This is a genomic window from Neisseria oralis, from assembly GCF_045062685.1.
Taxonomy (GTDB): Bacteria; Pseudomonadota; Gammaproteobacteria; order Burkholderiales; family Neisseriaceae; genus Neisseria; species Neisseria oralis.
The window spans coordinates 163,850-189,616 of sequence record NZ_JBJGEB010000004.1; the positions used below are offsets into that span (position 1 = coordinate 163,850).

At 51.8% G+C, this 25,767-nt stretch carries 27 protein-coding genes; 5 read left to right on the forward strand and 22 right to left on the reverse strand.

What is annotated here, in order from left to right; genetic code table 11:
* The first annotated feature begins 67 nt into the window (after positions 1-67).
* Positions 68-487, forward strand: a complete 420-nt coding sequence (gene cueR, locus ACI43T_RS05345) for a Cu(I)-responsive transcriptional regulator (protein WP_405385752.1) — start codon at positions 68-70, stop codon at positions 485-487.
* A 59-nt stretch (positions 488-546) separates the two neighbouring features.
* On the opposite strand, the gene ACI43T_RS05350 is transcribed toward cueR, so the two are convergent.
* The 17 genes from ACI43T_RS05350 to sdhC form a co-directional block, all read right to left on the reverse strand.
* The gene (locus tag ACI43T_RS05350) at positions 547-1,671 is read right to left on the reverse strand and encodes a porin (RefSeq protein WP_405385753.1); all 1,125 of its coding nucleotides are present in this window, start codon (positions 1,669-1,671) and stop codon (positions 547-549) included.
* Positions 1,672-1,760: 89 nt separating this feature from the next.
* Positions 1,761-2,045 (reverse strand): hypothetical protein, encoded by a 285-nt coding sequence (locus ACI43T_RS05355; RefSeq protein WP_405385754.1) that lies wholly within the window; start codon positions 2,043-2,045, stop codon positions 1,761-1,763.
* On the reverse strand, positions 2,038-2,451 hold the full coding sequence (locus ACI43T_RS05360; RefSeq protein ID WP_405385756.1) for a phage holin family protein: 414 nt from the start codon (positions 2,449-2,451) through the stop codon (positions 2,038-2,040). Before ACI43T_RS05360 ends, ACI43T_RS05355 begins: the two co-directional genes overlap by 8 nt.
* A 72-nt stretch (positions 2,452-2,523) precedes the next feature.
* The gene (locus tag ACI43T_RS05365; RefSeq protein WP_009173957.1) at positions 2,524-2,958 is read right to left on the reverse strand and encodes a DUF883 family protein; all 435 of its coding nucleotides are present in this window, start codon (positions 2,956-2,958) and stop codon (positions 2,524-2,526) included.
* A gap of 197 nt (positions 2,959-3,155) precedes the next feature.
* The gene (sucD, locus tag ACI43T_RS05370; protein ID WP_314107726.1) at positions 3,156-4,046 is read right to left on the reverse strand and encodes a succinate--CoA ligase subunit alpha; all 891 of its coding nucleotides are present in this window, start codon (positions 4,044-4,046) and stop codon (positions 3,156-3,158) included.
* A gap of 10 nt (positions 4,047-4,056) precedes the next feature.
* Positions 4,057-5,223 carry an ADP-forming succinate--CoA ligase subunit beta gene (gene sucC / locus ACI43T_RS05375; protein WP_070496245.1) on the reverse strand — a complete coding sequence of 389 codons (1,167 nt, stop codon included), beginning with the start codon at positions 5,221-5,223 and terminating at the stop codon, positions 4,057-4,059.
* Positions 5,224-5,321: 98 nt separating this feature from the next.
* Entirely contained in the window at positions 5,322-5,609 is a 288-nt protein-coding gene (locus ACI43T_RS05380; RefSeq protein WP_003755543.1) for a hypothetical protein, read from the reverse strand.
* Between the two features lie 199 nt (positions 5,610-5,808).
* A complete protein-coding gene (gene lpdA / locus ACI43T_RS05385) occupies positions 5,809-7,242 on the reverse strand; it encodes a dihydrolipoyl dehydrogenase (protein ID WP_377081237.1) in 1,434 nt (477 codons plus the stop codon).
* A 286-nt stretch (positions 7,243-7,528) separates the two neighbouring features.
* Positions 7,529-7,798, reverse strand: a complete 270-nt coding sequence (locus ACI43T_RS05390; RefSeq protein ID WP_003741785.1) for a hypothetical protein — start codon at positions 7,796-7,798, stop codon at positions 7,529-7,531.
* 194 nt (positions 7,799-7,992) lie between these two features.
* Positions 7,993-9,174, reverse strand: coding sequence for a 2-oxoglutarate dehydrogenase complex dihydrolipoyllysine-residue succinyltransferase (gene odhB, locus ACI43T_RS05395; protein WP_070681628.1), 1,182 nt, complete (start codon positions 9,172-9,174; stop codon positions 7,993-7,995).
* Between the two features lie 112 nt (positions 9,175-9,286).
* Complete coding sequence (locus ACI43T_RS05400) at positions 9,287-12,109, reverse strand: 2-oxoglutarate dehydrogenase E1 component (protein ID WP_405385757.1); 2,823 nt, start codon at positions 12,107-12,109, stop codon at positions 9,287-9,289.
* 232 nt (positions 12,110-12,341) lie between these two features.
* Entirely contained in the window at positions 12,342-13,628 is a 1,287-nt protein-coding gene (gltA, locus tag ACI43T_RS05405) for a citrate synthase (protein WP_297954099.1), read from the reverse strand.
* A gap of 90 nt (positions 13,629-13,718) precedes the next feature.
* Positions 13,719-13,967 (reverse strand): FAD assembly factor SdhE, encoded by a 249-nt coding sequence (locus ACI43T_RS05410; RefSeq protein WP_009173964.1) that lies wholly within the window; start codon positions 13,965-13,967, stop codon positions 13,719-13,721.
* 3 nt (positions 13,968-13,970) lie between these two features.
* The gene (locus ACI43T_RS05415; protein WP_405385758.1) at positions 13,971-14,678 is read right to left on the reverse strand and encodes a succinate dehydrogenase iron-sulfur subunit; all 708 of its coding nucleotides are present in this window, start codon (positions 14,676-14,678) and stop codon (positions 13,971-13,973) included.
* 124 nt (positions 14,679-14,802) lie between these two features.
* The gene (gene sdhA / locus ACI43T_RS05420; RefSeq protein ID WP_049226518.1) at positions 14,803-16,566 is read right to left on the reverse strand and encodes a succinate dehydrogenase flavoprotein subunit; all 1,764 of its coding nucleotides are present in this window, start codon (positions 16,564-16,566) and stop codon (positions 14,803-14,805) included.
* A gap of 2 nt (positions 16,567-16,568) precedes the next feature.
* A complete protein-coding gene (gene sdhD, locus ACI43T_RS05425; protein WP_003755562.1) occupies positions 16,569-16,910 on the reverse strand; it encodes a succinate dehydrogenase, hydrophobic membrane anchor protein in 342 nt (113 codons plus the stop codon).
* Positions 16,904-17,281 (reverse strand): succinate dehydrogenase, cytochrome b556 subunit, encoded by a 378-nt coding sequence (gene sdhC / locus ACI43T_RS05430; protein WP_377080622.1) that lies wholly within the window; start codon positions 17,279-17,281, stop codon positions 16,904-16,906. The genes sdhD and sdhC overlap by 7 nt, the downstream gene beginning before the upstream one ends.
* Before the next feature lie 378 nt (positions 17,282-17,659).
* On the opposite strand from sdhC, the gene ACI43T_RS05435 reads away from it, so the two are divergent.
* The gene (locus ACI43T_RS05435; RefSeq protein WP_293276479.1) at positions 17,660-18,031 is read left to right on the forward strand and encodes a YkvA family protein; all 372 of its coding nucleotides are present in this window, start codon (positions 17,660-17,662) and stop codon (positions 18,029-18,031) included.
* A 78-nt stretch (positions 18,032-18,109) separates the two neighbouring features.
* Here ACI43T_RS05435 and ACI43T_RS05440 read toward each other — a convergent pair whose 3' ends face one another.
* The 4 genes from ACI43T_RS05440 to dapF form a co-directional block, all read right to left on the reverse strand.
* Positions 18,110-18,634, reverse strand: coding sequence for a prokaryotic membrane lipolipid attachment site family protein (locus tag ACI43T_RS05440; protein WP_372338358.1), 525 nt, complete (start codon positions 18,632-18,634; stop codon positions 18,110-18,112).
* 248 nt (positions 18,635-18,882) lie between these two features.
* Positions 18,883-19,815, reverse strand: a complete 933-nt coding sequence (gene cysK / locus ACI43T_RS05445) for a cysteine synthase A (protein WP_009173968.1) — start codon at positions 19,813-19,815, stop codon at positions 18,883-18,885.
* A gap of 94 nt (positions 19,816-19,909) precedes the next feature.
* On the reverse strand, positions 19,910-20,506 hold the full coding sequence (locus ACI43T_RS05450; protein ID WP_405385759.1) for a hypothetical protein: 597 nt from the start codon (positions 20,504-20,506) through the stop codon (positions 19,910-19,912).
* A gap of 16 nt (positions 20,507-20,522) precedes the next feature.
* Positions 20,523-21,371, reverse strand: coding sequence for a diaminopimelate epimerase (gene dapF, locus ACI43T_RS05455; protein WP_293276476.1), 849 nt, complete (start codon positions 21,369-21,371; stop codon positions 20,523-20,525).
* 626 nt (positions 21,372-21,997) lie between these two features.
* Here dapF and ACI43T_RS05460 point away from each other — a divergent pair.
* From ACI43T_RS05460 to nqrM, 3 genes are all read left to right on the forward strand, one after another.
* A complete protein-coding gene (locus ACI43T_RS05460; RefSeq protein WP_314765391.1) occupies positions 21,998-22,345 on the forward strand; it encodes an energy transducer TonB in 348 nt (115 codons plus the stop codon).
* A gap of 156 nt (positions 22,346-22,501) precedes the next feature.
* Positions 22,502-23,557 carry an FAD:protein FMN transferase gene (locus ACI43T_RS05465; RefSeq protein WP_314107246.1) on the forward strand — a complete coding sequence of 352 codons (1,056 nt, stop codon included), beginning with the start codon at positions 22,502-22,504 and terminating at the stop codon, positions 23,555-23,557.
* Between the two features lie 15 nt (positions 23,558-23,572).
* The gene (nqrM, locus tag ACI43T_RS05470) at positions 23,573-23,788 is read left to right on the forward strand and encodes a (Na+)-NQR maturation NqrM (protein WP_405385760.1); all 216 of its coding nucleotides are present in this window, start codon (positions 23,573-23,575) and stop codon (positions 23,786-23,788) included.
* 792 nt (positions 23,789-24,580) lie between these two features.
* Here the strand turns inward: nqrM and ACI43T_RS05475 are convergent.
* The gene (locus tag ACI43T_RS05475; RefSeq protein WP_009173974.1) at positions 24,581-25,570 is read right to left on the reverse strand and encodes a PhoH family protein; all 990 of its coding nucleotides are present in this window, start codon (positions 25,568-25,570) and stop codon (positions 24,581-24,583) included.
* Positions 25,571-25,767 lie beyond the last annotated feature (197 nt).

Consider the following 25,767-nt stretch of genomic DNA (forward strand, 5'->3'; position numbering starts at 1 on the left):
TATCCCGCAAAACGGCCTTATGTTTGACGCGCGGCTTTGTGAGGCCGTCTGAAAAGAAAGGAACAGGATGAACATCGGCGAAATGGCGAAACGCAGCGGCCTGAGCAGCAAAATGATTCGCGACTACGAAAAAATCGGCCTTATCCGGCCCGCCGGACGCAGCGAATCGGGCTACCGTCGCTATACCGAACAGGATTTGGAAAACCTGAGCTTTATCAGGCACGCCCGCGACGTGGATTTCTCTCTGGCGCAGATTAAAACGCTACTGCAACTGAAAAGCAACCCGCAACGCACCAGCGCCGAAGTCAAACGGCTGACCGCCGAGCACATCGCTACGCTGCAAGCCAAAATCGACCGCCTGCAAGACATGGTAAACACATTGAAAAACTGGCACGACTGCTGCGGCGGCGACAATCGCCCTGACTGCCCGATTATCGATCAACTTTCGGATACGGAAAGCCGCCGAACTAACACAGAGGCCGTCTGAAACGGCAAAAAAAACCTGCCCGATTCCCTTCGGGCAGGTTTTATCCGTTTATCGGGCGGTCAGAACTTATGCACCATACCCAACGATGCGCCGCTCTGCTCGATTTTGCCCCGCTCCGCCGCAGTCAGGCGGGTTTTGCCGCCGACGCGCAGATAGCCGATTTGTCCGCGCAACGCCGTGCGCTTGCTGAACGTGTAATCGCCGCCGACGATAATCTGATCGAATTTGTCTACCAGTTTCTCACCGCTTTCCACCCCCTTGGCCGGCCAGCCGCGGGCATAAGAAATACGCGGCCGCCAGTTGCCGAAGTTGTAACCGGCGGTAACGGCGGCATCAACTACCTTGACGGCTTCCTGCTTGCCCGTATCGGCGGTTATGCCGCTGCCGTTGTAAGTATTGAAACCGCTGGTAAAAATGGCCAGATAATCGTTGGCGGTTTCATTGCCTCTGGCGTATTGCGCGCCCAAACCCAAAAACAGATTATCCTTGTCGTAATAACTTTCCAGGCGGACGACATGACCGTCTTTTCTTTCGCCGCCGCCCGTTTCGGCATAACGGTTTTTACGCAGGTTGTAGGCCAGATTGGCGGTGAACCCGCTGTTTTCGTAAGTCAGGCCGACATTGTACTGATCGCGGCCGGGTTCGGCATGGGTGTTTCTGTCGCTCGGATTCTGGTTGTCGCGCGGAGAATATTGCAGGTTCGCTTTCAAACCGCCGAACGAAGGGCTGTCGTAACGCACGGAAGTCGTGCGCGAACCGGTGCGGACATATGCCCCCAAACCCAGTGCGCTGGATTTGTACAGCCATGTGTCGATGGTATCCATCTCATTGAGCAGGTTATTCATGTGACCCGCACGGATTTTACCGAACCCGCCTTCCAAACCGATGAAGGAATCACGGCTGCCCCAATTGGTGCTGTTGCTTTCGTTTAAAACAGACGTGCGCTGCTCAACCTGCCAGATGGCTTTCAAATCATCGCCGATTTTTTCGCTGCCCTTGAAGCCGATGCGTGATGTGTTGTCGTTGATTTTGGTTACGGTCGGACTTTTCTCCGTGCCCGAACCTCCCTTGATTCTGACCTGACCTGCCGATACGCTGCTTTTGATTTGGCCGTACAGGGTTACTTCCGCCGCTGCGGCAAACGGCAGGCCTGCCGTTACCAAGGCGATGATGGTTCTTTTCATAAAATTATTCCCGGAAATTTAAAAAAATCGCCGGGAAATAGTAATGAAAATTTAATGTTCAGACAATGTTTTCAACTTGATAAGGATTATTATTTATCGCGCTTTATACCGTTTTGCAACACCTGTACGGCCAGCAGGGCCGCCAGCGTACCGAATCGATATTTCCGGCTGACCGGCAATCCGGCAACCTTTTGCAACAACTCGCCCGTAGCCAGTTCGCTGCCCAAATCAAGCAATCTAAACAGCGGTTCCTGCCGATTGCGCCGCTTCTCTTCCGACTTTTGCCGCTTAAGGTGCGCCGCGGCAATTTTCAGGCGTATCAGTTTGATTTCCAACTGTAAAAGTTCTCTGGTCTGTTGCGCCTCCCTATTCATCGCCTTCTCCTTTTCCGCCAGCAGCCTCTATCCCCGTTTCTCCGCGCAGATAGGCAATATCGGTCTGAATATCGCGTAAAGTTTCAGAAATCCGGTTATTTTGTCCGCGCCAGTTTTCAATGACCGCACGCCCCGCCGCCGCAATCACCAACAGGCAGAATGCGGCGATACCGAAAAACACCCACACCGCCGCCGTGTCGTCCAATATTCTGTTTAAGCCGAACAGCGCGCTGATCAGGCCGACAAACAGCAATACCGCCGCCAACACCAGCCACACTGCCGCGCGCAACACGTTTCCGGCCTGCTCGGCCAAATCCAGGTTCAACACCTGCAAGCGCAGCAGCAACAAATCGATACCTTGGTTAAACAAGAATTTCGTCTGCTCGATGTTCTGCCTGATGCCCATCTTTCACCCCCTCGCACGGTAAGGACAGAAATGCCGTCTGAAAACTTTTCAGACGGCCTCTCACCTACATCATTAACGGCGGTTCAGCAATACGCCTACTACCAAGCCGGCCAGTGCGGCAAAGCCCATTGCATAATAAGGTTTCTCGCGTACCGCTTCGTCAGCCTGACGCGCACGGTGTTTAACCCGCTCCGCGGCTTCCTCTTCAAAGCGGTCGAAGCATTCCTTACCGCGTTTGAAACGTTCGCCGGCTTCTTCGCCAAACTCCGCAAACCGCTCTTTGGCCTGCTCCGCATGATATTTCACACGTTTGGCGGCCTCTTCTTCAAAACGGCCCAGTTTTTCCTTAGCCGCATCCAGCTTGACCTGCAATTTCGCTTTAGCTTCCTTCGCCTCTTTCGTGCCTTCTTCGACACTGTTGTCGTACAGCTCCTGCACATCGTCCATCATAGAACGGATGTCCTGCAACAACGCATCCCGACGCGCTTCAAAATCCTGTTTGCCCATAATTCTCTCCTAGATGTCCGGCCGTTACCATCGGCCATATTGATAAATACATTCACGAACGGCCAGTATAAGAATATCTCCCGCCTCCGACAAGCGTATTATCGAATTAAAACATTTCGAAATTTTTATAAAAAACCGTCCGAAAAAGGTTTACCCCCTTCAGACGGCCTTACTCATTATAGATTAGCTCAAAACATTTACGCCAAGCCTTTTGCTTTCAACACTTCCAGCATGGTGCTGCCCAATTCGGCAGGGCTGCGGGTGTAAGCGATGCCGGCTTTTTCGAAAGCGGCGAATTTTTCTTCCGCAGTACCTTTGCCGCCGGAGATAATCGCACCGGCGTGGCCCATGCGTTTGCCTTTAGGAGCGGTCACACCTGCGATGTAGCCGACAACAGGTTTGGTTACGTTGGATTGAATGTATTCGGCTGCTTCTTCTTCCGCAGTACCGCCGATTTCACCGATCATGATGATGGCGTCGGTATCGGAGTCTTCTTGGAAGAGTTTCAGCGCGTCGATTTGGTTCATGCCCGGAATCGGGTCGCCGCCGATACCGATACAGGTTGATTGACCCAAGCCCAGTTTGGTGGTTTGTGCCACGGCTTCGTAAGTCAATGTACCGGAACGGGAAATGATGCCGATGCGGCCGGGAGTGTGGATGTGGCCCGGCATAATGCCGATTTTACACTCGCCCGGAGTAATCACGCCCGGGCAGTTAGGGCCGACCAAACGTGTGCCGTTGCCGTTGGTTTCCAAGTAGCGTTTGGCTTTGAGCATGTCCAGAGTCGGAACGCCTTCGGTAATCACAACGACCAATCCTACGCCGGAATCAACCGCTTCAACGATAGAGTCCAATACAAACGGAGCGGGAACGTAAATTACGGATGCGTCCGCGCCGGTTTCTTTAACCGCTTCTTTCATGGTGTTGAACACGGGCAGGTTCAGGTGGGTTTGACCGCCTTTGCCCGGAGTCACGCCGCCGACAACTTTAGTGCCGTAAGCCAGAGCTTGTTCGGAGTGGAAAGTACCGTTTTTACCGGTGAAACCTTGAACCAATACTTTGGTGTCTTTATTAATCAATACGCTCATTCTTTTCTCCTTAGGCGTTTACGGCTGCGACAATTTTTTCGGCTGCGTCATTCAGGCCGTCGGCGGAAGTCAGTTTCAGACCTGATTCGTTCAGGATTTTCGCGCCGAGTTCGGCATTGTTGCCTTCCAGACGGACAACGACAGGCACGTCAACGTTGATTTCTTTAACGGCTGCCACGATGGCTTCCGCAATCATGTCGCAACGGACGATACCGCCGAAGATGTTGATCAATACGCCTTTGACGGATTTGTCTTCGAGAATCAGTTTAAACGCTTCAACTACGCGCTCTTTGGTCGCGCCGCCGCCTACGTCCAAGAAGTTGGCAGGTTGGCCGCCTTTCAGTTTGATGATGTCCATGGTCGCCATCGCCAAACCTGCGCCGTTCACCATACAGCCGATGTTGCCTTCCAGCGCAACGTAGTTCAGGTCGAATTCGGAGGCTTTCAGCTCGCGTTCGTTTTCTTGGGATTTATCGCGCAATTCGGCGATTTTCGGCAGGCGGTAGAGGGCGTTGCTGTCGATACCGATTTTGCCATCCACGCAGGCGAGCGCGCCGTTTTCTCGAACTGCCAGCGGGTTCACTTCAAACAGGGCGAAGTCATTTTCAACAAACGCTTTGTACGCGCCGGTCATCAGTTTGACGAACTCGTTGATTTGTTTGTCTTTCAAGCCCAGTTGGAACGCAACTTCACGCGCTTGGCAGGGTTGCAGGCCGACCAGCGGGTCAACGGTTACTTTGAAGATTTTTTCAGGGGTTTCAGCGGCAACTTTTTCGATTTCCACACCGCCTTCGGTCGAAGCCATGAATGTGATGCGACGGGTAGAACGGTCGACCACCGCGCCCAAATACAGCTCGGTTTGCACCGGATACATGTCTTCGCAAACCAAAACGCTGTTGACCGGCTGACCGTTGGCATCGGTTTGATAAGTAACCAAATTGGTGCCAATCAGGCTTTCTGCCACTTCTTTGGCTTCTTCACGGCTTTTGACGACTTTTACGCCGCCCGCTTTACCGCGTCCGCCTGCGTGGACTTGGGCTTTAACGACGGCAAATTTGCCGCCCAGTTTGTCGTAAGCGGCTGCGGCTTCTTCGCCGTTGTGCGCCAAAATACCGCCTTGCACGGGCAAGCCGTAGCTTGCCAGCAGTTCTTTAGCCTGATACTCGTGTAGATTCATGGATTTCTCCTTTAGATTAGTGGAATGCCCTGAGACTGCCCATAAATGACAACCCCGTGCGTTTCAGACGACCTTTCGGCGGTCGGAAAATCGTCGTTTCACTTGCTGAACGGCAACCACATCCGCGCAAGCAGATACATGATTGCGCCGCCGCCCCCGAGGATAAAAAAGACGATGCCTTTTTTACGCGAATTCGGGCAGAGCAGGTAAACGGCAAGGCTGAAACTGATAAACAACAATGCCACGCGCCAAACCAATTCTTTGTCTTTGAAGCGGTTGAGCGTATAAGTTTCGGTCATCATCACATACATCTGCCACAACGCGGCCATACACATGCTGATGATGCCCATCGGTATGAACAAGATACCGATTACTTCTTTATTCATAATCAAATGCTGTCTGTGAATGTGTCGCCGATTATATAGTAGATTCTGCTTAAATCGTCATTCCGGTAAGGGAACAATGGCAACTGATATGCCCTATTTTCTCTCTATACCTATCGGAACATTGCTTCCGAACATTCATCTTTCCGAAAAGGTCGTCTGAAAAAGTTTCAGACGACCTTTTATGCTTTACTTGACCTTATCAGCCGTGCAAAGCGCGTTTGTCGGCGGCCAGTGCGGCTTCGTGAACCACTTCGGACAAGGTCGGATGGGCATGGATGATGCGGGCGATGTCTTCGCTGCTGGCGAAGAATTCGAGCGCAGTGACGCCTTCAGTAACCAATTCGCTGACAACCGGACCGATCATGTGTACGCCCAAAATGCGGTCGGTTTTGGCATCCGCCAACACTTTGACCGTACCTTTGGCTTTGCCCATCGCCAACGCGCGGCCGTTTGCGCCGAAGCCGGAAATGCCTTTTTTGTATTCCACACCTTCGGCTTTGAGCTGCTCTTCGGTTTTACCGACCCAAGCGATTTCGGGGTCGGTGTAAATCACGAACGGTACGCTGTTGAAGTCGATATGCGGTTTCTGACCGGCGATACGCTCGGCAACCGCCACGCCTTCGTCGCTGGCTTTGTGTGCCAGCATCGGGCCGCGAACCACATCGCCGATTGCCCAGACATTAGGCAGGTTGGTACGGCATTCGCCGTCCACTTTGATAAAGCCGCGCTCGTCTTTTTCCAAGCCGACGGCTTCGGCATTCAGACCTTTAGTATTCGGAATACGACCGATGGCGACGATGAGTTTGTCGAAAACTTCGGTTTTGGCTTCGCCTGCGGCAGTTTGAAAGGCAACGGACACGCCTTTGCCTTCAGATTTAATGTCGCCGATTTTCACGCCCAGCTCGATGTTCAAGCCCTGCTCTTTGGTGAAGTATTTGAAGGCTTCTTTGGCGATTTGCTGGTCGGCGGCGGCAAGGAAGGTCGGCATGGCTTCAAGGATGGTGACTTGCGAACCGACGCGGTTCCACACCGAACCCATTTCCAAACCAATCACGCCCGAACCGATGACGCCGAGTTTGGCAGGCACTTCGGTCAGGTTCAATGCGCCTTCGTTGTCCAATACGTTTACATTGTCAATGTCAACCTGCGGCAGCGGACGCGGCACGGAACCGGTTGCTACGATGACGTGTTTGGTTTCGATAACGGTTTTTTCGCCTTTGTTATCGACTTCGATTTGGTAGGCATCGCCGTTTTTTCCGGCAAATGAAGCCGTACCGAACAGGCTGGTTACTTTGTTTTTTTGGAACAGGAATTTCACGCCGCCGGTGAGTTTGGTAACGATGGCGTCTTTGCGCGCAATCATTTTCGCCGCGTCAAATTTGATGTCGCCGACGCTGATGCCGTGTTCGGCAAAATCATGCTGCGCGGCATGGAAATGTTCGCTGGATTGCAACAGGGCTTTGGAAGGAATGCAGCCGACGTTCAGGCAGGTGCCGCCCAGCGCGGGCGCATCGCCTGCTTTGTTGACGCCTGCATCGACACAGGCGGTTTTGAAACCCAGTTGGGCGGCGCGGATGGCGGCAACGTATCCGCCGGGGCCTGCGCCGATGACTACTACATCGTATTGAGACATGTGAAAAATCCTTTGTTTGACATAATTGCCGCAGGGAAACCTTCGGCAGCGGTATAGTGGATTAACTTTAAACCAGTACAGCGTTGCCTCGCCTTGCCGTACTATCTGTACTGTCTGCGGCTTCGTCGCCTTCTCCTGATTTAAAGTTCATCCACTATATTTTGCATAAGAGGTCGTCTGAAAGCGCGGCTTCAACGCAGTTAAAACTCATTCTGCCTTTTTCAGAGTGCGAAGCCTGCCCGCAGGCACGACCTTTTGAAATTTCAGCCCGATTGGTTCGGACGCATCAGCGGCGGCAGGAATGCGGGCTGTATTCCCTGACTTCGTGTCCGGTGAAATTGTTGTAAACGCGGACGGTAGCGTGCGGATAGCGTTTGCACAAAACGCTGCGGGCGACGGGAATGCCTGCTTTGTTGCTGTCCATTTCAAAACGCTTGTTCAACATTCTACCGCGCGCGTCGTAGGCGTTGACGGAATATTCCTTGCCTTCGAATGCGGCACACGCGCCAAGCAGGGAAACGACAGCCAAAAGCGGAAACAGGGAAATGGGTTTCATGGATACGCTCCTAATGGATTTTCAACCGTTTGCTTCTGCACGGCAAATGGCAGCAACAAACTTCCTCCCTTAGATTTCACATATCCCGCCGTTTTCAGACGACCTTTTTTCGTTTCAAGGTCGTCTGAAAACCAGTAAGCAGCCCGATTTCAAACTGCTTTGTTTTTATCCGCTTTCTATCCCTTTAGCGGCGTTTACAGGTCCAACAACAGGCGTGCCGGATCTTCCAGCGCGTCTTTGATGGCAACCAAAGTCAGCACGGCTTCGCGGCCGTCGATGATGCGGTGGTCGTAAGAGAGCGCCAGATACATCATCGGACGGACGACGACTTGACCGTTTTCCACGACTGCGCGCTCTTTGGTCGCGTGCATACCCAAAATGGCGGATTGTGGCGGATTGATAATCGGAGTGGACATCATGGAACCGAACGTACCGCCGTTGGTAATGCTGAACGTACCGCCGGTCAAATCTTCCAGCGCGATTTTGCCGTCTTTGGCTTTTTTGGCGTAATCGACAATGGCTTGTTCGATGTCGGCAATGCTCATTTGGTCGGCATCACGCAGAATCGGCACGACCAAACCGCGCGGGCTGCCGATGGCGATACCGATGTCGAAGTAACCGTGATAAACGATGTCGTTGCCGTCAACGGAGGCATTGACCACCGGATATTTTTTCAGCGCAGCAACGGCTGCTTTGACAAAGAAAGACATGAAGCCGAGTTTGGTACCGTGTTCTTTCTCGAATTTTTCTTTGTATTTCGCACGCAAGTCCATGATGGGTTTCATGTTGACTTCGTTGAACGTAGTCAGAATCGCATTTTCTTGTTGCGAAGCCAAGAGACGCTCGGCAACGCGGGCGCGCAGGCGGCTCATCGGAACGCGTTGTTCCGGACGTGCGCCCGCCGGAACAGGGGCTGGCGCAACAGCGGGTGCAGCAGCAGGTTTGGCGGCGGCGTTTTGCACGTCTTCTTTCAAGACACGACCGTCGCGACCGGAACCTTGCAGCGCGTTCACATCCACGCCGGTTTCGGCTGCCAGTTTGGCGGCGGCAGGCATGGCGGCATTGGTTTGCGCAGCGGCGGGAGCGGCTTCAGGCGCAGGCGCGGCGGCTGAGGCTTCAGCAGAAGCGGAAGCGGTAGCAGCGGTGTCGATACGTGCCAACACTTGCTCGGCGGCAACGGTTTCGCCGTTTTGAGCAATGATTTCAACCAATACGCCGGCTTGTGGGGAAGGTACTTCCAAAACCACTTTGTCGGTTTCGATGTCAATCAGGATTTCGTCGCGCGCTACGGCTTCGCCGACTTTTTTCTTCCATTCCAAGAGCGTGCCTTCAGATACGCTTTCGGACAGCATGGGTACTTTTACATCAATAATCATTTTGTGTCTCCGGATGGTCGTTGTTTTTCAGACGACCTGTTGTGTGTTATCTCTTTTGTTTGGCGGGCGTCCCGTCTGAAGTGTTTCATTCGGAACGCCGCACCGTATTGCGTTACAGCGTCATTGCGTCTTCAACCAGTTGTTTCAGCTGGGCGACGTGTTTGCTCATATAGCCGACGGCTGGCGATGCGCTGCTCGGACGACCGGCATAAGACAGTTTTTGGCTTTCGCCGATAACGTCTTCCAAGCGGTGGCGGATTTGGTAGAACGCGCCTTGGTTTTTCGGCTCTTCTTGTGCCCAAACCACGGATTTCGCGTTCGGATATTTCGCCAACTCCGCGCGCACCTCGTCGTATGGGAACGGATAAAGCTGCTCGACGCGGACGATGGCGACATCGTTTTCCAGTTTGCGCTCGGCGCGGCCTGCTTCCAAATCGTAGTAAACCTGTCCGGCGCAAAGAATCACGCGTTTCACGCTTTCATTGTTGCCACGCTCGGCGGTATCGCCGATAACGGGGCGGAAGCGCGAACCTTCGGTAAAGTTTTCCAGCGGGCTCATCGCGCCTTTGAAGCGCAACAGGCGTTTGGACATGAAAATCACCAGCGGTTTGCGGTACGAACCCAAGACTTGGCGTTGCAGCAGATGGAACATCTGCGACGCTTCAGACGGCATGATAACTTGCATATTGTGTTCGGAACACAGTTGCAACCAGCGTTCTACGCGGCCGGAAGAATGCTCCGGACCCTGACCGTCATAGCCGTGCGGCAGGATGGTGGTCAGACCGCAGAGACGGCCCCACTTGGTTTCGCCGGACGACAGGAACTGGTCGATGGTCACTTGCGCGCCGTTGGCAAAATCGCCGAACTGCGCTTCCCAAATGGTCAGTTTGTCGGGTGCTGAGCAGGCATAACCGTATTCGTATGCCATCACTGCTTCTTCATTCAGGATAGAGTCGATGACGAGGAAGTCGGCGGCACTGTCGCCCATATTGCGCAGCGGCACATAGGCACCGTCGTCCCATTTTTCGCGGTTTTGATCGTGCAACACGGCATGGCGGTGCGAGAACGTACCGCGTCCGGAATCTTCGCCGGAAATGCGCACGCCATGACCTTTGGTCACCAAGTTGGCGTATGCGAGGGTTTCCGCCATACCCCAGTCAATCGGCTGACTGCCCGCAGCCATGCCTTTTCGCGCTTCGATCACACGCTTCGCCGTCGGATGCAGGGAAAAGCCTTCGGGAACGGCGGTGAATTTTTCGGCAAGACGCTCGATGTCGGCAGCAGGCAGGCTGGTTTCGACGCTTTCGCGCCAGTCTTTGCCTTGGTATTTGCTCCAATCGACTTGGGTATGCCTGAAGCTGCTCAAAGTTGTCTGCTCGACATGTTCGCCTTTGTCCAACGCATCGCGATAAGCCTGTACATAACCGTCTGCCTCCGCCTCGGTTACGATACCTTCCGCAACCAGTTTTTCGACATACAGTGCGCGCGTCCCCGGATGCTGCGATACTTTTTTGTACATCATCGGCTGGGTCAATGTCGGGTCGTCGCCTTCGTTATGGCCCCATTTTCGGAAGCAGACCACATCGACCACAATGTCTTTATGGAATTTCTTACGGTAATCCAGCGCGGCCTGGATAGCGAAACATACGCGTTCAGGGTCGTCGCCGTTGACGTGGATAACCGGAGCGGAAACCATTTTCGCCACGTCGGTACAATGCACCGTTGAGCGGGTGTCGCGCAGGTCGGATGTGGTAAAGCCGATTTGGTTGTTGATAACGATGTGAACCGTACCGCCGGTGGTGTAGCCGCGTGTTTTGGACAAATTAAACGTTGCCTGGTTGACACCCAAGCCGACAAATGCAGAATCGCCGTGAATCAATACGGGCAACACTTTATCGCGGCCGTTCTCACCGTGGCGGCCCTGTTTGGCGCGCGCCGAACCTTCGACTACGGGATTGACGATTTCCAGATGGGACGGGTTGAACGCCAATGAAACGTGCATCGGGCCGTTCGGCGTAGCGACATCGGCACTAAAGCCCATATGGTATTTCACATCGCCGCTGGGCAGTTTGATTTCGGCGCGGCCTTCAAATTCGGCAAACAAATCGCCCGGTTTTTTACCCAAGGAATTAACCAACACATTCAGACGGCCTCGGTGCGCCATACCGACGATAACTTCTTCCACACCGTCTTTACCCGCGTTCTGAATCAAGTAGTTCAGCCCGACAATCACGCTCTCGCCGCCTTCGATACCGAAGCGTTTTTGACCGACGTATTTGGTATGCAGGTAGCGTTCCAGCGTTTCCGAGGCGGTCAGTTCTTTCAGGATGCGGCGCTTCTGTTCGGCACTGTATTGCGGCGTAGAGAGGACGCTCTCAAAATAATTGCGCAACCAACGACGCTCTTCGGTATTCGGGATATAAATGTATTCCAGGGCGAGATGGCCGCAATAAGTCTGTTTCAGATTGTTGACGATGTCAGACAGCGCCATTTTGTCGCGGCCGAAGAAATCGCCCTCCCCCATGCTGAACTGAACGGCCATGTCGGCATCGCTCAATCCGTGGAATTTGGGGTCGAGGGCTTCGATATTGCGCGGCGGCATACGTTTCAGCGGATCAAGCTGGGCGGCACCGGCACCTTGTATACGGTAAGCGGAAATCAAGCGCAATACGCCGACCTGTTTCCTCATCATCGTTTCGTCCATACCCCCCGCCGCGGGGGATTTGTGCTTGGTCAGATTGGCGAACGATTCGCGGATGGGGCCGTGGGCGACATCGACTGCGGCTGCACCGGGCTGTTTCGACAAATCGCTGAAATACTGCTTCCATTTTTCATCTACGGAATCGGGATTTTCAAGGAATTGTTCGTACAGCTCTTCAATATAGGGAGCGTTTGAACCGAAAAGGTAAGAGAAATTGAGTTTGTCGTCCATCATGGCGTATGCTCTTTTCAATTAAGATGTGAATAAAGAGTAGAACTCCGTCTGTTTTCAGACGGCCTGCACGACCGCCCCGAACGATAGCATTCTACTCCCTTCCGGATGAAACTGCTTGTAGTATTTCGGCCCGACAAGGCTTTCAACGGTACAGGTACAATTTAACTTTTTGTTTGATAATATCAAACAGCCCGACATCTTCCTTTCGTTACGATGGTCGGGCATTCGGATATCAGCGTTGCTCCGGCGGCACAAAATCACGGCGCGGTGCACCGGTGTAAAGCTGACGCGGACGGCCGATTTTCAGCGAAGGATCGCCAATCATTTCATGCCAATGTGAAATCCAGCCCACGCTGCGCGCCAAAGCGAAAATCACGGTAAACATCGAGGTCGGAATGCCGAGTGCGGACAATACGATACCGGAATAGAAATCCACATTCGGATACAGTTTGCGCTCAACGAAGAACGGATCTTTCAGTGCGATTTTTTCCAGCTCCATCGCCAACTTGAATTTCGGATTATCTTCAAGGTTCAGCTCTTTCAGCACTTCATAACAGGTTTGGCGCATGATGCTGGCGCGCGGATCCATGTTGCGGTACACGCGGTGGCCGAAGCCCATCAGACGGTATTTGCGCTGTTTGACCCCTTCCATATATTCGGCAACATGCGACACGTCGCCGATTTCATCCAGCATCAGCAAAACGGCTTCGTTCGCCCCGCCGTGCGAAGCGCCCCACAGACAGGCGATACCCGCCGAAATACAGGCAAACGGATTCGCGCCGGAAGAACCGGCCAGCCGCACGGTGGAAGTGGATGCGTTTTGTTCATGGTCGGCATGAAGGATAAAGATACGGTCGAGCGCGCGTGCCAATACGGGATTGGGTTTGTAGTCTTCACACGGCGTCGCGAACATCATGTGCATGAAGTTTTCGGAATAAGAGAGGTTATTTCTCGGATAATTGAACGGCAAACCGTTGGAATAGCGGTAGCACATCGCCGCAATGGTCGGGATTTTGGAAATCAGGCGGTAAATCGCGATTTTGCGGTGTTCGGGATTAGTGATGTCCAGACTGTCCTGATAGAACGCGGACAGAGCACCGACCACACCCACCATCATCGCCATCGGATGCGCGTCGCGGCGGAAACCGCGGAAGAACCAAGTAAGCTGTTCGTGTACCATGGTGTGGTGGCGCACGGTACATTCAAATTCCGCTTTTTGCTTGGGCGTAGGCAGTTCGCCGTAAATCAGCAGGTAGCAGACTTCCAGATAGTCGGATTTTTCGGCAAGCTGTTCGATGGGATAACCACGGTAATACAGCAGCCCTTCGTCGCCATCGATATAAGTGATTTTTGATTCGCAACTGGCGGTGGACATAAACCCCGGGTCAAAGGCGAATAGTCCAGTGGACTTGGTCAATGACCGGATGTCGACGACATTGTGGCCCAAAGTCGCGTCCAATACCGGTAATTCTGTTTCGCAGCCGGAAACGGTCAAGGTTACTTTTGTTTTTTCAGACATTTAGATGACTCCTTTGTAAAAGTAGCGGCCCGGCCGCCCATTATTTTCGTTTTCAGACGGCCTCCATTGTCTCCGGAGATTCCCGTTGGATCATGACCGTCTTATTTTTTCGAGCATCGGAACCAAGTGCGCTTTGTCAGTGGTACGGCTGCCGTTAATCAGGGACAAAAGCTCTTGGTCCTGAAACGCCAATATCTCCACCAGACAGGTCAGCTCATCGTCGCTCAAATGCTCGAATTCTTTTTCCATAAACCTGCCGAAAATCAGATCTAATTCCAATAATCCCCGGCGGGTTTGAAAACGGATTTTCCGCTTGGCAATATCGTCAAAAACCATCATTTCTTAAACGGCTCGTTTCAACATAATTTCTTTAATCTTACCGATGGCACGGGTCGGATTCAAGTGTTTAGGACAGACGTCCACGCAGTTCATGATGGTATGGCAGCGGAACAGACGATACGGGTCGTTCAAATTATCCAAACGCTCGTTGGTAATGGTATCGCGGCTGTCGGCAATGAAGCGGTAGGCATTCAGCAAACCGGACGGACCGACGAATTTGTCAGGATTCCACCAGAACGACGGACAGGCAGTCGAACAACAGGCGCACAAAATACATTCATACAAACCGTCCAGCTCTTTGCGCTCTTCCTGCGTTTGCAGGCGCTCTTTGTCGGCATCAATCGGAGTGTCGTTGACGACGTAAGGCTTGATGGAGTGGTATTGCTTGAAGAACTGGGTCATGTCCACAATCAGGTCGCGGATAACAGGCAAACCGGGCAGTGGACGAATTTTCACAGGCTGCTTCAAACCGCGCAAATCGGTCAAACATGCCAAGCCGTTTTTGCCGTTGATGTTCATACCGTCCGACCCACAAATACCTTCGCGACAGGAGCGGCGGAAAGACAGGGTATCGTCTTGCGCTTTCAGGCGCACCAGCGCGTCCAAAAGTTTTACGTCGGTCGGTTCCAGTTCCAACTCGTAACGTTGCATATATGGTTTGGCATCAACGTCCGGATTGTAACGGTAAATTTCAAAACTCATTTTTTCCATGAGAAGTGTTCCTTTTCTCATAAACCGCCTGATGGTTTTATGTTATGGGTTCAGGCTGTTCAGTGTGGTGGTGTATTTGATTTTCAGACGGCCTCTTGTGATACGGAAGCCGTCTGAAAACGCATCAGTAAACGCGCTTGGCCGGTTTGATGTATTCCACGCTCAAAGGCTTGGTGTGTACCGGTTTGTAGGACAAGGTATTGGTATCCGAATGATACAGCGTGTGTTTCATCCAGTTTTCATCATCGCGCTCAGGATGGTCGTCTGAAGCGTGCGCGCCGCGTGATTCTTTACGTGCTTCGGCAGACACCAAAGTCGCTTTCGCCACTTCAATCAGGTTGTCCAATTCCAAAGCCTCGATACGCGCGGTATTCCACACTTTGCTCTTGTCTTTGATTTCAGTACGTTTCACACGTTCGGCAATCGCCATGATTTCTCGAACGCCTTTGCTCAGAATCTCATCGGTACGGAACACGCCGGCATGCAGTTGAACGGAGCGTTGCAGCTCGCGGCGCAGTGCATCAACGTTTTCGCCGCCGGTTTGGTTATCCAAGCGTTCGATACGTTGGCGGGTCAACTCGCCGGCATCGGCAGGCAGCGGTTTCCAATCGCTTTGCTCTTTGATGAATTTAATCATGCTGTCGCCGGCAGCTTTACCAAACACCACCAAGTCAAGCAGGGAGTTGGTACCCAAACGGTTCGCACCGTGCACAGAAGCACAAGCGCACTCGCCCGCAGCATACAGACCTTTCACCGGCACTTCATATTCGCCGCCTTGCGGAACAACGACTTCGCCGTGATAGTTGGTCGGAATACCACCCATCATGTAGTGGGTAGTCGGCACGACGGGAATCGGGTCTTTAATCGGGTCAATACCAGCAAACTGAATGGAAATCTCACGGATACCCGGCAGTTTTTCCATAATTTTTTCGGCACCGATATGGTCGATTTTCAGCAATACATGGTCTTTGTTTTTGCCGCAGCCGCGACCTTCGTAGATTTCCATCGCCATTGCGCGGGAAACTACGTCGCGTGAAGCCAAGTCTTTTACGGTCGGTGCATAGCGTTCCATAAAGCGCTCACCATCGGCATTCAACAGAATACCGCCCTCACCGCGCACACCTTCGGTAATCAACACGCCTGCACCTGCCACACCGGTCGGGTGGAATTGCCAAAATTCCATATCTTCCAACGGAATGCCCGCACGGGCGCAAATGCCCAAACCGTCGCCGGTATTCATATAGGCATTGGTGGAAGACGCATAAATACGGCCGCCGCCACCGGTAGCAAACATCACGGCTTTAGCGTGGAAAATATAAACTTCGCCGGTTTCCATTTCCATGGCGGTCACACCGACGACGTCGCCGTTTTCATCACGAATCAAATCTTGCGCCGTCCATTCCACAAAGAATTGTGTATTGGCACGGACGTTTTGTTGGTACAGGGTATGCAGCATCGCATGACCGGTACGGTCGGCAACCGCGCAAGCACGTTCTACCGCGCGTTTACCGTGTTCGGCAGTATGACCGCCAAAAGGACGCTGATAAATTTTGCCGCTTTCCACGCGGTCAAAAGGCATACCCATGTGTTCCAACTCAATCACCGCTTCAGGCGCGGCGCGACACATAAACTCAATCGCATCTTGGTCGCCCAACCAGTCGGAACCTTTCACGGTATCGTACATGTGCCAGTCCCAACGGTCCTCCTGCACATTGCCCAAAGAGGCGGAAATACCGCCCTGCGCCGCTACGGTATGCGAACGGGTCGGGAACACTTTAGACAAAACGGCACAATTCAGACCGGATTTGGATAATTGGAGGGCTGCGCGTAAACCTGCACCACCACCGCCGACAATCACGGCATCAAACTTGCGAACAGGAAACCCCATACTTACCCCCAAATTACTTTAATTGAATACACCAAGCAGCCGACCAGCCAAACGATGGTGGCAACCTGCAAAAACAAACGCACGCCGAAGGGTTTGATATAGTCCATCCACAAATCGCGGATACCCACCCAAGCGTGCAAAAATACGGCGATAAAGCTGACCTGGGTGAACACTTTCACCCAAACTTGATCGAAAAATGCCTGCCAAGCCGAATATTCTTTAGGCAAGGTAAACAGAATCACTAAAAGTGCAACGGTATAAATCAACATGATAACCGCAGTCGCACGCTGCATCGCCCAATCGCGCAAACCGTAATGGGCACCGGTCAATTTACGTTCTACCATAACAACGCTCCCAAAACGACGGTCAACACCAGCGCAGCAGTAAACACCAATTTGGCGGTATTGCGTGCAGTATTCAGCTCAAGGCCTTTGTGTGCATCCAAAAATAAAAAACGGACACCGGCGAGCAGATGGTGCAGATAAGCCCATAACACGCCGATTAAAATCAACTTGACCAAAGGATTGGAAACGATGGCACGGTAAGTTTCAAACGCAGACTCGCGGCTCAACGTACCGGACAGGAGATACAGCAAAACGGGAAGCATTACAAACAAAATGACACCGCTGATACGGTGCAGGATAGAAACAATTCCCGGTATCGGCAGACGGATATTCGGGATTTCCAGAAAAACAGGGCGTGATTTGACAGGCATAGTCCGTTCCTCAGATTTTTTCTTTTCAAAACCGCTGCAACTCAAACTACATCAAGTTACACGAAACATAATTTACCCGTTTTAGCCGCATTTGAACAGAGCAATCTGTTAACAATCTCATGTTTTTTTACAAAAATACGACAAATTAAATCTATCGTATTAGTCCGCCCTGCTTCGTATGACTGATTATTCGTACCTTTTTCAACCATACCGCCCTTCTACCGATGTTGACCTGCTATCATTAATATAATCTGAATCATTCTCAAAAAATAGATTCGGCGGGCATCTGTTTAGCCCGAAAATTCAAAATACTTACATTTCTTTTCAATCAACCATCCTATACTGTTTACGCTCCCCGTACCACAACAAAGGATTCTGATGAATACGACACCTCCGGAAGAATACATCCCCAGCTTCCGTCGCAGGCAACTCGACGAACCTGGGTTTTTAAGAAAATTAGCACGCTTTGCAGGCAGATTGGGGCAACCTGTCGTCCGTCAGCTTTACGCGCTTTATTTTCTTTTCAAATCACCGTATACACCCAAACGTGCCAAGATGATTATTTTGGGCGCATTGGTATACTTTTTCAGCCCGATAGACAGCATACCCGATATGCTCGGCCCCTTGGGATTCAGCGACGATATTGCCGTGATTACCTTGGTATACAGCCAAGTGAAGGCATATCTTACGGAGGACATCCGTGAACGGGCCAGACAGGCGGCCGAAAACCTGTTCGGCAAGAAATCATGATGTACTGACACAAAACAAAATCAAAGAGGCCGTCTGAATTTTTTCAGACGGCCTCTTGCCTCTTTGTGGCACGACAATTTATTGCAGCGGCGTCATGCTCATCACTTCCATCAGGAAGTTGGTAAACGCAGGATTGGACGGTTTGTTGGTCATGCTCTTCCAGCGCTGCTGCCAACCACGCAGGGCATTTTGAATATACAGCTTGGACTGGGAAGTCGAAATTTCGCCGCGCTGGCTGTCCACCGCCGAACGCAGATACACTTCATACATGCTATCGTCAACCGAGTTACGGCCGACCAACTGGATACGGAAACGGTTTAAATACTGCGCAGCCTGCACTTTGGTCATTTTCCCTTGGCTGACCTGATAACTCAGGCGGGTCGCTTCATCGCGGATTTTGGAGACGTCGGACCAGTGGTTCGAAGCAAGATGGAAATTCGACTGGCCGGTTTTGCCCGCCGGTGTTTTCGACGCCGTATCGCCTTGTTTCACGTTGATGGGACGCACGGGCACTTCTTTCAAAGAAGGCAGGTAAACCGATTCGCAACCGGTAAGGGCGACAGTGATAAATAAGAGGGGGAGATATTTTTTCATGGGCGTTATTATAATCGGATTCGGTTGATAATCAAAACGATGAAATAACCGCTGCCTGAAAAGGGTCGGGCTGCAACACTATTTTCAGACGGCCTCGTATGCCGCACATTATAACCGATAACCGAAGCGCGTCATCATAAACTTTTACGTATCAGGGATGCCAACTAAGTATTGACGAAACGTTTTTTTTAATTCTGCCGCAACGCTTATAAAAAAGGCCGTCTGAAACGGCCCTTTTCAAACTACCTGACATGCAGTTACGCCAAATCGGCAAACAACGGAGTAGAAAGATAACGTTCGCCGTAGGAAGGAATCAGGACGACAATCAGTTTCCCTTCGTTTTCCGGCTGCTTGGCCAACTGCAAGGCGCTCCACACGGCCGCCCCGGAAGAAATACCGACCAAAATGCCTTCTTTCTCCGCCATGGCGCGGGCGGTTTCAAATGCGGCTTCGTTCGGAGCTTGGATAATGCTGTCGTAAATTTTTGTGTTCAGGATGCTCGGCACAAAACCTGCGCCCAGTCCCTGAATCGGATGCGGCCCTTTTTCTCCGCCGCTCAATACCGGTGAAGCCGCCGGCTCGACCGCTACGATTTGGACGGCGGGATTACGCTGTTTCAACACTTCGCCCACGCCGGTAATCGTACCGCCCGTACCGACGCCCGCCACGAAAATATCGACTTTGCCGTCGGTATCGCGCCAAATTTCTTCGGCCGTGGTTTCGCGGTGGATTTGCGGGTTGGCTTCGTTATCAAACTGGCGCGGCATGAAATAGGTATCGGGATGCTCGTCAACCAAAGCCTGTGCTTTGGCAATCGCGCCGCCCATGCCTTCGGCGGCGGGTGTCAGAATCAGCTCGGCGCCAAATGCGCGCAACAGCATTTTGCGTTCTTTACTCATACTCTCCGGCATGGTAATCGCCAATTTGTAGCCGCGGGCGGCGCATACCATCGCCAAACCGATACCGGTATTGCCGCTGGTTGCCTCTACAATTACGGTATCTTTGTGGATTTTTCCTGCTTTTTCCGCCGCCTCAATCATCGATTCGGCGATACGGTCTTTCACACTGCTGCCCGGATTGAAAAATTCCAATTTGACGGCGATTTCGGCTTTCAATCCTTTGGTCAGATTGTTCAATTTGACCAAAGGCGTGTTGCCGATTAATTCTGTGATACTGTTTGCAATCTTCATAATCCTGTTCCTGAGTAAAAACGAGACGGCATTATCTTAATCCGAGGCCGTCTGAAAAACCAATAGCTATTGTTTCTTTCTTTATAACCATTCGTTAATAGTGCCCTTCCAGCATCATCGCCACTACGGTAACCATCTGGAAAACCAAGGCCAGAAACAATCCGGCTTGAAGCTGCTTCGCACTGAATAAGCAAGCTTCCTGTTTCGCAACCGCTTTCCTGTGCAGGTAAAACACCATCATGATAACCGCCTGCATCACAAACCAGTTTGACGGTTTCAAAGCATACAGATTGAACAGGGACACTGCCGCAAAAGTACTCACCCCGCCCGGATAGTGGTACCACACTGCGGCTGCAAGAATCAGGAAAGCCAAAGTCATGACCGCATTGCTGACAGCAAACAAACCCAACCAGATATGACTGCAATCAGCCTGCCACAACTGAGGTTCCGGCCGGCGTTTCCAATGATCGACGAAGAAAAACAGGCTGGCCGCAGTGATATAAAGATGGGGAAAAAACAGCGGCCCCAGATGGGTAATCCCCCAAATGCCCGGCAAAAGCTGCACGCCGATCATGCCGCACCCCAACCATAACAGCACGCTGCCCCAAAGCCATTGGAACATCCCCGCGCGGAAAGCCGCAATCAGAAAGACGGCTGCATAAACCACAGCCGCCGCTAAATCAAAACCCATATCTGCCTTTTAATATTCAATATTGCAGTTCGCCTTCAAACACCGTTTCTGCCGGACCGGTCATCATCACGCCGCCTTCAGGCGCCCAACTGATAAACAAATCCCCTCCGGGCAGCATCACTTTGACGGACTCGCCCGCATCCAGCAATCCCAGGCGGACGCCGGCCACCACAGCCGCACACGCGCCCGTACCGCAGGCCTGGGTTTCCCCGGTACCGCGCTCGTAAACACGCAACCGTATCTCTCGGCGGTTGATTATCTGCATAAATCCTACGTTGACCCGTTCGGGAAACTGCTCGTGGGATTCGATGGCCTCGCCCCACTGCCCCACAGGCGCAGTTTCCGTATCTTCCACGATAATCACGGCATGCGGGTTGCCCATATTCACACAACTGACCGGCACCGACTCCAAACCGACCAAAATAATATGGGTCAGCGCATCGGAATCCTCCCCCGAATCAGGTACGAACGGTATTTCAGACGGCATAAACCGCGGCTGGCCCATATTGACCGTTACCAAGCCGTTATCCAGCAAACGGGGCACAATCACGCCGCCTGCCGTTTCCACCAAAATTTCCTTCTTATCGGTCAATCCCTTATCGGTAACGAAACGTACGAAACAGCGCGCCCCGTTGCCGCATTGTCCGACTTCTCCGCCGTCGGCATTAAAAATCCGGTAACGGAAATCCACCAATTCGGAAGAAGGCCTCTCCACCAGCAAAAGCTGGTCGAAACCTACGCCTCTGAAGCGGTCCGACCACGCCGACAACGGCGCTTCTTTCGGCTCGAACGTCTGATTGATGCCGTCGATTACCATAAAATCATTGCCCAAACCGTGCATTTTGGTAAATTTCAAGGTTTTCATTGCCATTCCTCAAATCTGTGCAACCATGCGGAAACCGTATGCGGCAGGTATTGCAGACCTGCTGCGTGATGCTGCGATTCTACACCATATCGCATACCGGTTGGCTGCTTCCGTTTTAACGGCGCACCACAAATATCGGATTACGGCCGGCAACCTTCCGAAACGAAAAATCTTCAAACGGGCTGTTGTACTGTGGCAATAATAAAACAATCGGTGCATAAAAGAGACAAACGGTATTTTATGAAAATAAAATAATATACCGTCAAACCGCGTTTTCCCCGATATCCTCCGCCATATCACAATTAAATTCCAAAATCATGTTTTTAATATAATTTGAAACGTTTGACACATCGAGAAATTATATTCCGATTTGATTCGTATAGTTGAAATTCTGTCTATTTTGTCAACAATTAGAGTATCAGCTATTAAAAATAAAACCGTTCATCGCATTTTTCGTGCATTTATCTATTGCACTCCGGCTCATAAAAATGCAAAATGCATTCATCAAAACAAGGAAACTTGTTTGACGGGACCCAAAGCCCGAATAAAAACTCATTATAAAAATAATGAATCTGATATTTTAAACAAAATTACGACAAACGTAACAACTCATAAGGACCATCATCATGAATATCCGCCGCACTTTAACCGCCCTCGCCGCTTTTGCCGTACTGGCTGCTTCCCAAAGCGTTATGGCCAACGGAATCTCCTTCTACCAAAAGGCTTCTGAAGCGCAAGCCCCGATTACCGGCAAAGTGGCGATGCGTCTGACCATCGGCACCGACGGCGACATCAGCAATGTACGCGTCGTGCGCAGCAGCGGTTCGCTCAGCATCGACAACAGCGCGGTCCAATGGCTGGAAGCACAAAAAATGACACCCGTATTCGTTAACGGGCAAGCACAGGAATTCAGTCTGGTGAAAGAAATCAAATTCTCCGAAACCGGCAAAATCAACCAAGCCAGCTTAAAATAATCTCCGTACCCTCTCCCTGAAAAAGGCGCTTTCTCCGCAAGGAAAAGCGCCTTTACCTGTTCGGTTAGGCCGTCTGAAAACCGTCTTGCCTCCCCACAACAGGTTTTACGATACAATACGCCGTCTGAAAACACAGTATTAACCTGATTCAACAATATGTCCCTTTTAAAAAACTTGCTCGTCATCCCCTTTCTGATTTTGCTGAGCGCCGGCATCCTGACCGCCTGCGACCGGCAGCCCGCCCGCCCGACAATAACACTGCAAGGCGAAACGATGGGCACGACCTACACCGTCAAATATCTTTCAGACGGCCTCAAAGGCCTCCCTTCCCCTGAAAAAGTCAAATCCCAACTGGACCTTCTTCTGGAAGAGGTCAACCGGCAGATGTCCACCTACCGCGAAGATTCGGAAATCAGCCGTTTCAACAAAATGCGCGAAACCGGCAAGCCTATGCCTATTGCCGCCGATTTTGCAGCCGTAGCCGCCGAAGCCGTCCGCCTGAACAAAGCAACGCACGGCGCATTGGACGTAACGGTCGGCCCGCTGGTCAACCTTTGGGGCTTCGGACCGGACAAACAGCTTACTTACAGCCCTTCCGCCGAAGAAATCAAACGGGCGTCGGATGTTGTGGGCATCGACAAAATTTCGCTGTCGCACAACGACGGTTCCGCCACACTGGCCAAAAGCCGCCCCGAAGTGTATCTGGACTTATCCTCCATCGCCAAAGGTTTCGGCGTGGACAAGCTCGCGCTTTATCTGGAAAGCCTGGGGATACGCGATTATCTGGTGGAAATCGGCGGCGAGCTACGCGGCAAAGGGCGTAACGCACAGGGCGAACCGTGGCGCATCGGCATCGAACAGCCGCAGTTGCTGCAAGGCGGCGGTACGCAGATTATCGTACCATTGGACAACCGTGCGCTGGCCACTTCCGGCGACTACCGCAATTTTCACACCGACAAGCAGGGCAAGCGTCTGTCGCACATCATCAATCCGCAGAAAATGGAACCCATCAGCCATAATCTGGCCTCCATCAGCGTGGTGGCGGATACCGCAATGACCGCCGACGGCCTCTCTACCGGCCTGTTCGTCCTAGGCGAAGAAAAAGCCCTCGCCCTTGCCGAACAGCAGGGTTTGGCAGTATTCTTAATCATCAGGACACGCGACGGCTACCGCACGGAAATGTCGTCTAAATTCAAACAACTTATCCGCTAAAAAGCGACACCGCCTATGTACACCATCCTACTTACCTTCGGCTTTTTCCTGCTGATTATCCTCGGCATGTCGGTCGGCTATATTTTCTCCAAACGCACCATCAAAGGAAGCTGCGGCGGCATTTCATCGCTGGGCATGAAAAAAGTGTGCGACTGCGAAACACCCTGCGACACGCTGCCAAAACGGCTGGACAAACAAAACGCCGCAAAAAGCATCAGCGTTGACCGTTAACCGGTCTGCGTCCGCCGGATAATATTGAGGCCGTCTGAAAATATTTTTCAGACGGCCTCATTGTCAAATAAATATGTAGAGTATTTAAGCAAACAAAGTTAATGATAATTATTGCAAAAGAAAACACAAAAATAAGGAACAAACTTTGTAAGAAAATACTCCGACTTAGTGCGTTTTCCACAAAAGTTATGGAATCAAACTCATATTTTTATTTTTGTATTTAATTAATAAAGAGTTTACTCATGCAAACATTAACTGCAACTGGATTTAGTACACGTGAATTGACTATGACCGAACTGGATTTGGTTTCCGGCGGTTAGAATTGGAATAAGGTAGATTGGGGTAAGGCTGCCGCACTAGGTGGCGTAGGAGCATTAGGTGGCGGAATAGCCGGCGCCGGTGGAGGCCCTGTTGGCGCAGGATTTGGTGCTGCCGGTGGATTTATAGCCGGATTCGGAGGCTCAGTTATCAACGATGCCTGGTGAAACTACACATTAGCTATCGGCGGATTGCAAGACGGCTTTGCTTGAAACAAAGCCGTCTTGCAATCCCGTCATCTCAACTTCACATTATGAGAAAACCATTATGAAAAAATTTATGTTGATCTCCGGAGCGATATTTTTTTTATACATGCTGATATTTTCTTATTTTTTCATCTACCATGAAATCGGTGAAGCCTTTAAATTCACCGTTATTTCGACGCTGATTTTTGTACCGATTAATTTTTTATTAAACAAATTCTTTAATAAAAAATCCTTTTAGGCTTACCAAACCGGCCCGCTTTCCCAACCGCTAAAACTTAATTCCGATTCGGCCGGAAATCTTGTCTTCCGCTTCCTCGGCCGCTTCATATGCCTCCACAATTTTCTGCACCAGCGGATGACGGACGACGTCTTCGCTGGTGAAGGTGTGGAAATACAGCCCTTCCACATCGCGCAGTTTTTCGCGGGCGTCTTTCAGGCCGGATTTGACGTTGCGCGGGAGGTCGATTTGGCTGATGTCGCCAGTGATGACGGCTTTAGCGCCGAAGCCGATACGGGTCAGAAACATTTTCATTTGTTCGGGCGTGGTGTTTTGCGCTTCGTCCAGAATCACATATGCGCCGTTGAGCGTGCGGCCGCGCATATAGGCGAGCGGAGCGATTTCGATCAGGCCTTTTTCCATCAGTTTGGTGACGCGGTCGAAGCCCATCAAGTCGTAGAGCGCGTCGTAGAGCGGACGCAGGTAGGGGTCGACTTTTTGCGCCAAATCGCCGGGCAGGAAGCCGAGTTTTTCGCCTGCTTCGACGGCGGGACGCACAAGGACGATGCGTTCGATTTGGTGTTTTTCCATGGCATCGACGGCGGCGGCGACGGCAAGATAGGTTTTGCCGGTACCGGCGGGACCCAGTCCGAAGACGACGTCGTGGTTCAACAGCGCGCGGATGTAGCCGTTTTGGCGCGGGGTACGCCCGCCTATGCTACCGCGTTTGGTGCGGAAATAATATTGTTGGTCATGATGCTTTTCTTCGTGTTTCTCGTCGGCGGTTTTGGCTTCGACAGCGGCAAGACGGATGGCGTTGTCGTCCAAATCGCCTTGTTCGGCAGCTTCGGCGAGCGCGAGCAAGGCACGGCGACCAGCGTGGGCGAGTTCGCCCATGAAGGTGAAGTGTTCGAAGCGGCGGCTGATTTGGATGTCGAGGGCTTTGCCCAGGGCTTCAAGGTTGCTGTCGAGTGCGCCGCAGAGGCGTTGGAGGACGGTGTTGTCGATGTCTTCAAGTTGCAGGTGGACGGTATGGGTCATATAGGTCGGTTTCCGTGTTGGATGGATTATATATAAGGTATTCTAGTCTTTCTAAATCTGAGGATAAACCCCTTCATATCAAGCAGTAGTTTGAGGCCGTCTGAAAATTTCAGACGGCCTTTTGTCGCAACCGCAAGCAATCTGCCTGAAATATTTGCTGTCGCCTCCGCCCCGACCTTTGCATATTCAGCAGAGAA

What these genes read in the sequence shown, in the direction of transcription:
- cueR (WP_405385752.1), top strand. Translation starts at nt 68, where the DNA reads ATGAACATCGGCGAAATGGCGAAACGCAGCGGCCTGAGCAGCAAAATG.
- ACI43T_RS05350 (WP_405385753.1), bottom strand. Translation starts at nt 1,671, where the DNA reads ATGAAAAGAACCATCATCGCCTTGGTAACGGCAGGCCTGCCGTTTGCC.
- ACI43T_RS05355 (WP_405385754.1), bottom strand. Translation starts at nt 2,045, where the DNA reads ATGAATAGGGAGGCGCAACAGACCAGAGAACTTTTACAGTTGGAAATC.
- ACI43T_RS05360 (WP_405385756.1), bottom strand. Translation starts at nt 2,451, where the DNA reads ATGGGCATCAGGCAGAACATCGAGCAGACGAAATTCTTGTTTAACCAA.
- ACI43T_RS05365 (WP_009173957.1), bottom strand. Translation starts at nt 2,958, where the DNA reads ATGGGCAAACAGGATTTTGAAGCGCGTCGGGATGCGTTGTTGCAGGAC.
- sucD (WP_314107726.1), bottom strand. Translation starts at nt 4,046, where the DNA reads ATGAGCGTATTGATTAATAAAGACACCAAAGTATTGGTTCAAGGTTTC.
- sucC (WP_070496245.1), bottom strand. Translation starts at nt 5,223, where the DNA reads ATGAATCTACACGAGTATCAGGCTAAAGAACTGCTGGCAAGCTACGGC.
- ACI43T_RS05380 (WP_003755543.1), bottom strand. Translation starts at nt 5,609, where the DNA reads ATGAATAAAGAAGTAATCGGTATCTTGTTCATACCGATGGGCATCATC.
- lpdA (WP_377081237.1), bottom strand. Translation starts at nt 7,242, where the DNA reads ATGTCTCAATACGATGTAGTAGTCATCGGCGCAGGCCCCGGCGGATAC.
- ACI43T_RS05390 (WP_003741785.1), bottom strand. Translation starts at nt 7,798, where the DNA reads ATGAAACCCATTTCCCTGTTTCCGCTTTTGGCTGTCGTTTCCCTGCTT.
- odhB (WP_070681628.1), bottom strand. Translation starts at nt 9,174, where the DNA reads ATGATTATTGATGTAAAAGTACCCATGCTGTCCGAAAGCGTATCTGAA.
- ACI43T_RS05400 (WP_405385757.1), bottom strand. Translation starts at nt 12,109, where the DNA reads ATGATGGACGACAAACTCAATTTCTCTTACCTTTTCGGTTCAAACGCT.
- gltA (WP_297954099.1), bottom strand. Translation starts at nt 13,628, where the DNA reads ATGTCTGAAAAAACAAAAGTAACCTTGACCGTTTCCGGCTGCGAAACA.
- ACI43T_RS05410 (WP_009173964.1), bottom strand. Translation starts at nt 13,967, where the DNA reads ATGATGGTTTTTGACGATATTGCCAAGCGGAAAATCCGTTTTCAAACC.
- ACI43T_RS05415 (WP_405385758.1), bottom strand. Translation starts at nt 14,678, where the DNA reads ATGGAAAAAATGAGTTTTGAAATTTACCGTTACAATCCGGACGTTGAT.
- sdhA (WP_049226518.1), bottom strand. Translation starts at nt 16,566, where the DNA reads ATGGGGTTTCCTGTTCGCAAGTTTGATGCCGTGATTGTCGGCGGTGGT.
- sdhD (WP_003755562.1), bottom strand. Translation starts at nt 16,910, where the DNA reads ATGGTAGAACGTAAATTGACCGGTGCCCATTACGGTTTGCGCGATTGG.
- sdhC (WP_377080622.1), bottom strand. Translation starts at nt 17,281, where the DNA reads ATGCCTGTCAAATCACGCCCTGTTTTTCTGGAAATCCCGAATATCCGT.
- ACI43T_RS05435 (WP_293276479.1), top strand. Translation starts at nt 17,660, where the DNA reads ATGAATACGACACCTCCGGAAGAATACATCCCCAGCTTCCGTCGCAGG.
- cysK (WP_009173968.1), bottom strand. Translation starts at nt 19,815, where the DNA reads ATGAAGATTGCAAACAGTATCACAGAATTAATCGGCAACACGCCTTTG.
- ACI43T_RS05450 (WP_405385759.1), bottom strand. Translation starts at nt 20,506, where the DNA reads ATGGGTTTTGATTTAGCGGCGGCTGTGGTTTATGCAGCCGTCTTTCTG.
- dapF (WP_293276476.1), bottom strand. Translation starts at nt 21,371, where the DNA reads ATGAAAACCTTGAAATTTACCAAAATGCACGGTTTGGGCAATGATTTT.
- ACI43T_RS05460 (WP_314765391.1), top strand. Translation starts at nt 21,998, where the DNA reads ATGAATATCCGCCGCACTTTAACCGCCCTCGCCGCTTTTGCCGTACTG.
- ACI43T_RS05465 (WP_314107246.1), top strand. Translation starts at nt 22,502, where the DNA reads ATGTCCCTTTTAAAAAACTTGCTCGTCATCCCCTTTCTGATTTTGCTG.
- nqrM (WP_405385760.1), top strand. Translation starts at nt 23,573, where the DNA reads ATGTACACCATCCTACTTACCTTCGGCTTTTTCCTGCTGATTATCCTC.
- ACI43T_RS05475 (WP_009173974.1), bottom strand. Translation starts at nt 25,570, where the DNA reads ATGACCCATACCGTCCACCTGCAACTTGAAGACATCGACAACACCGTC.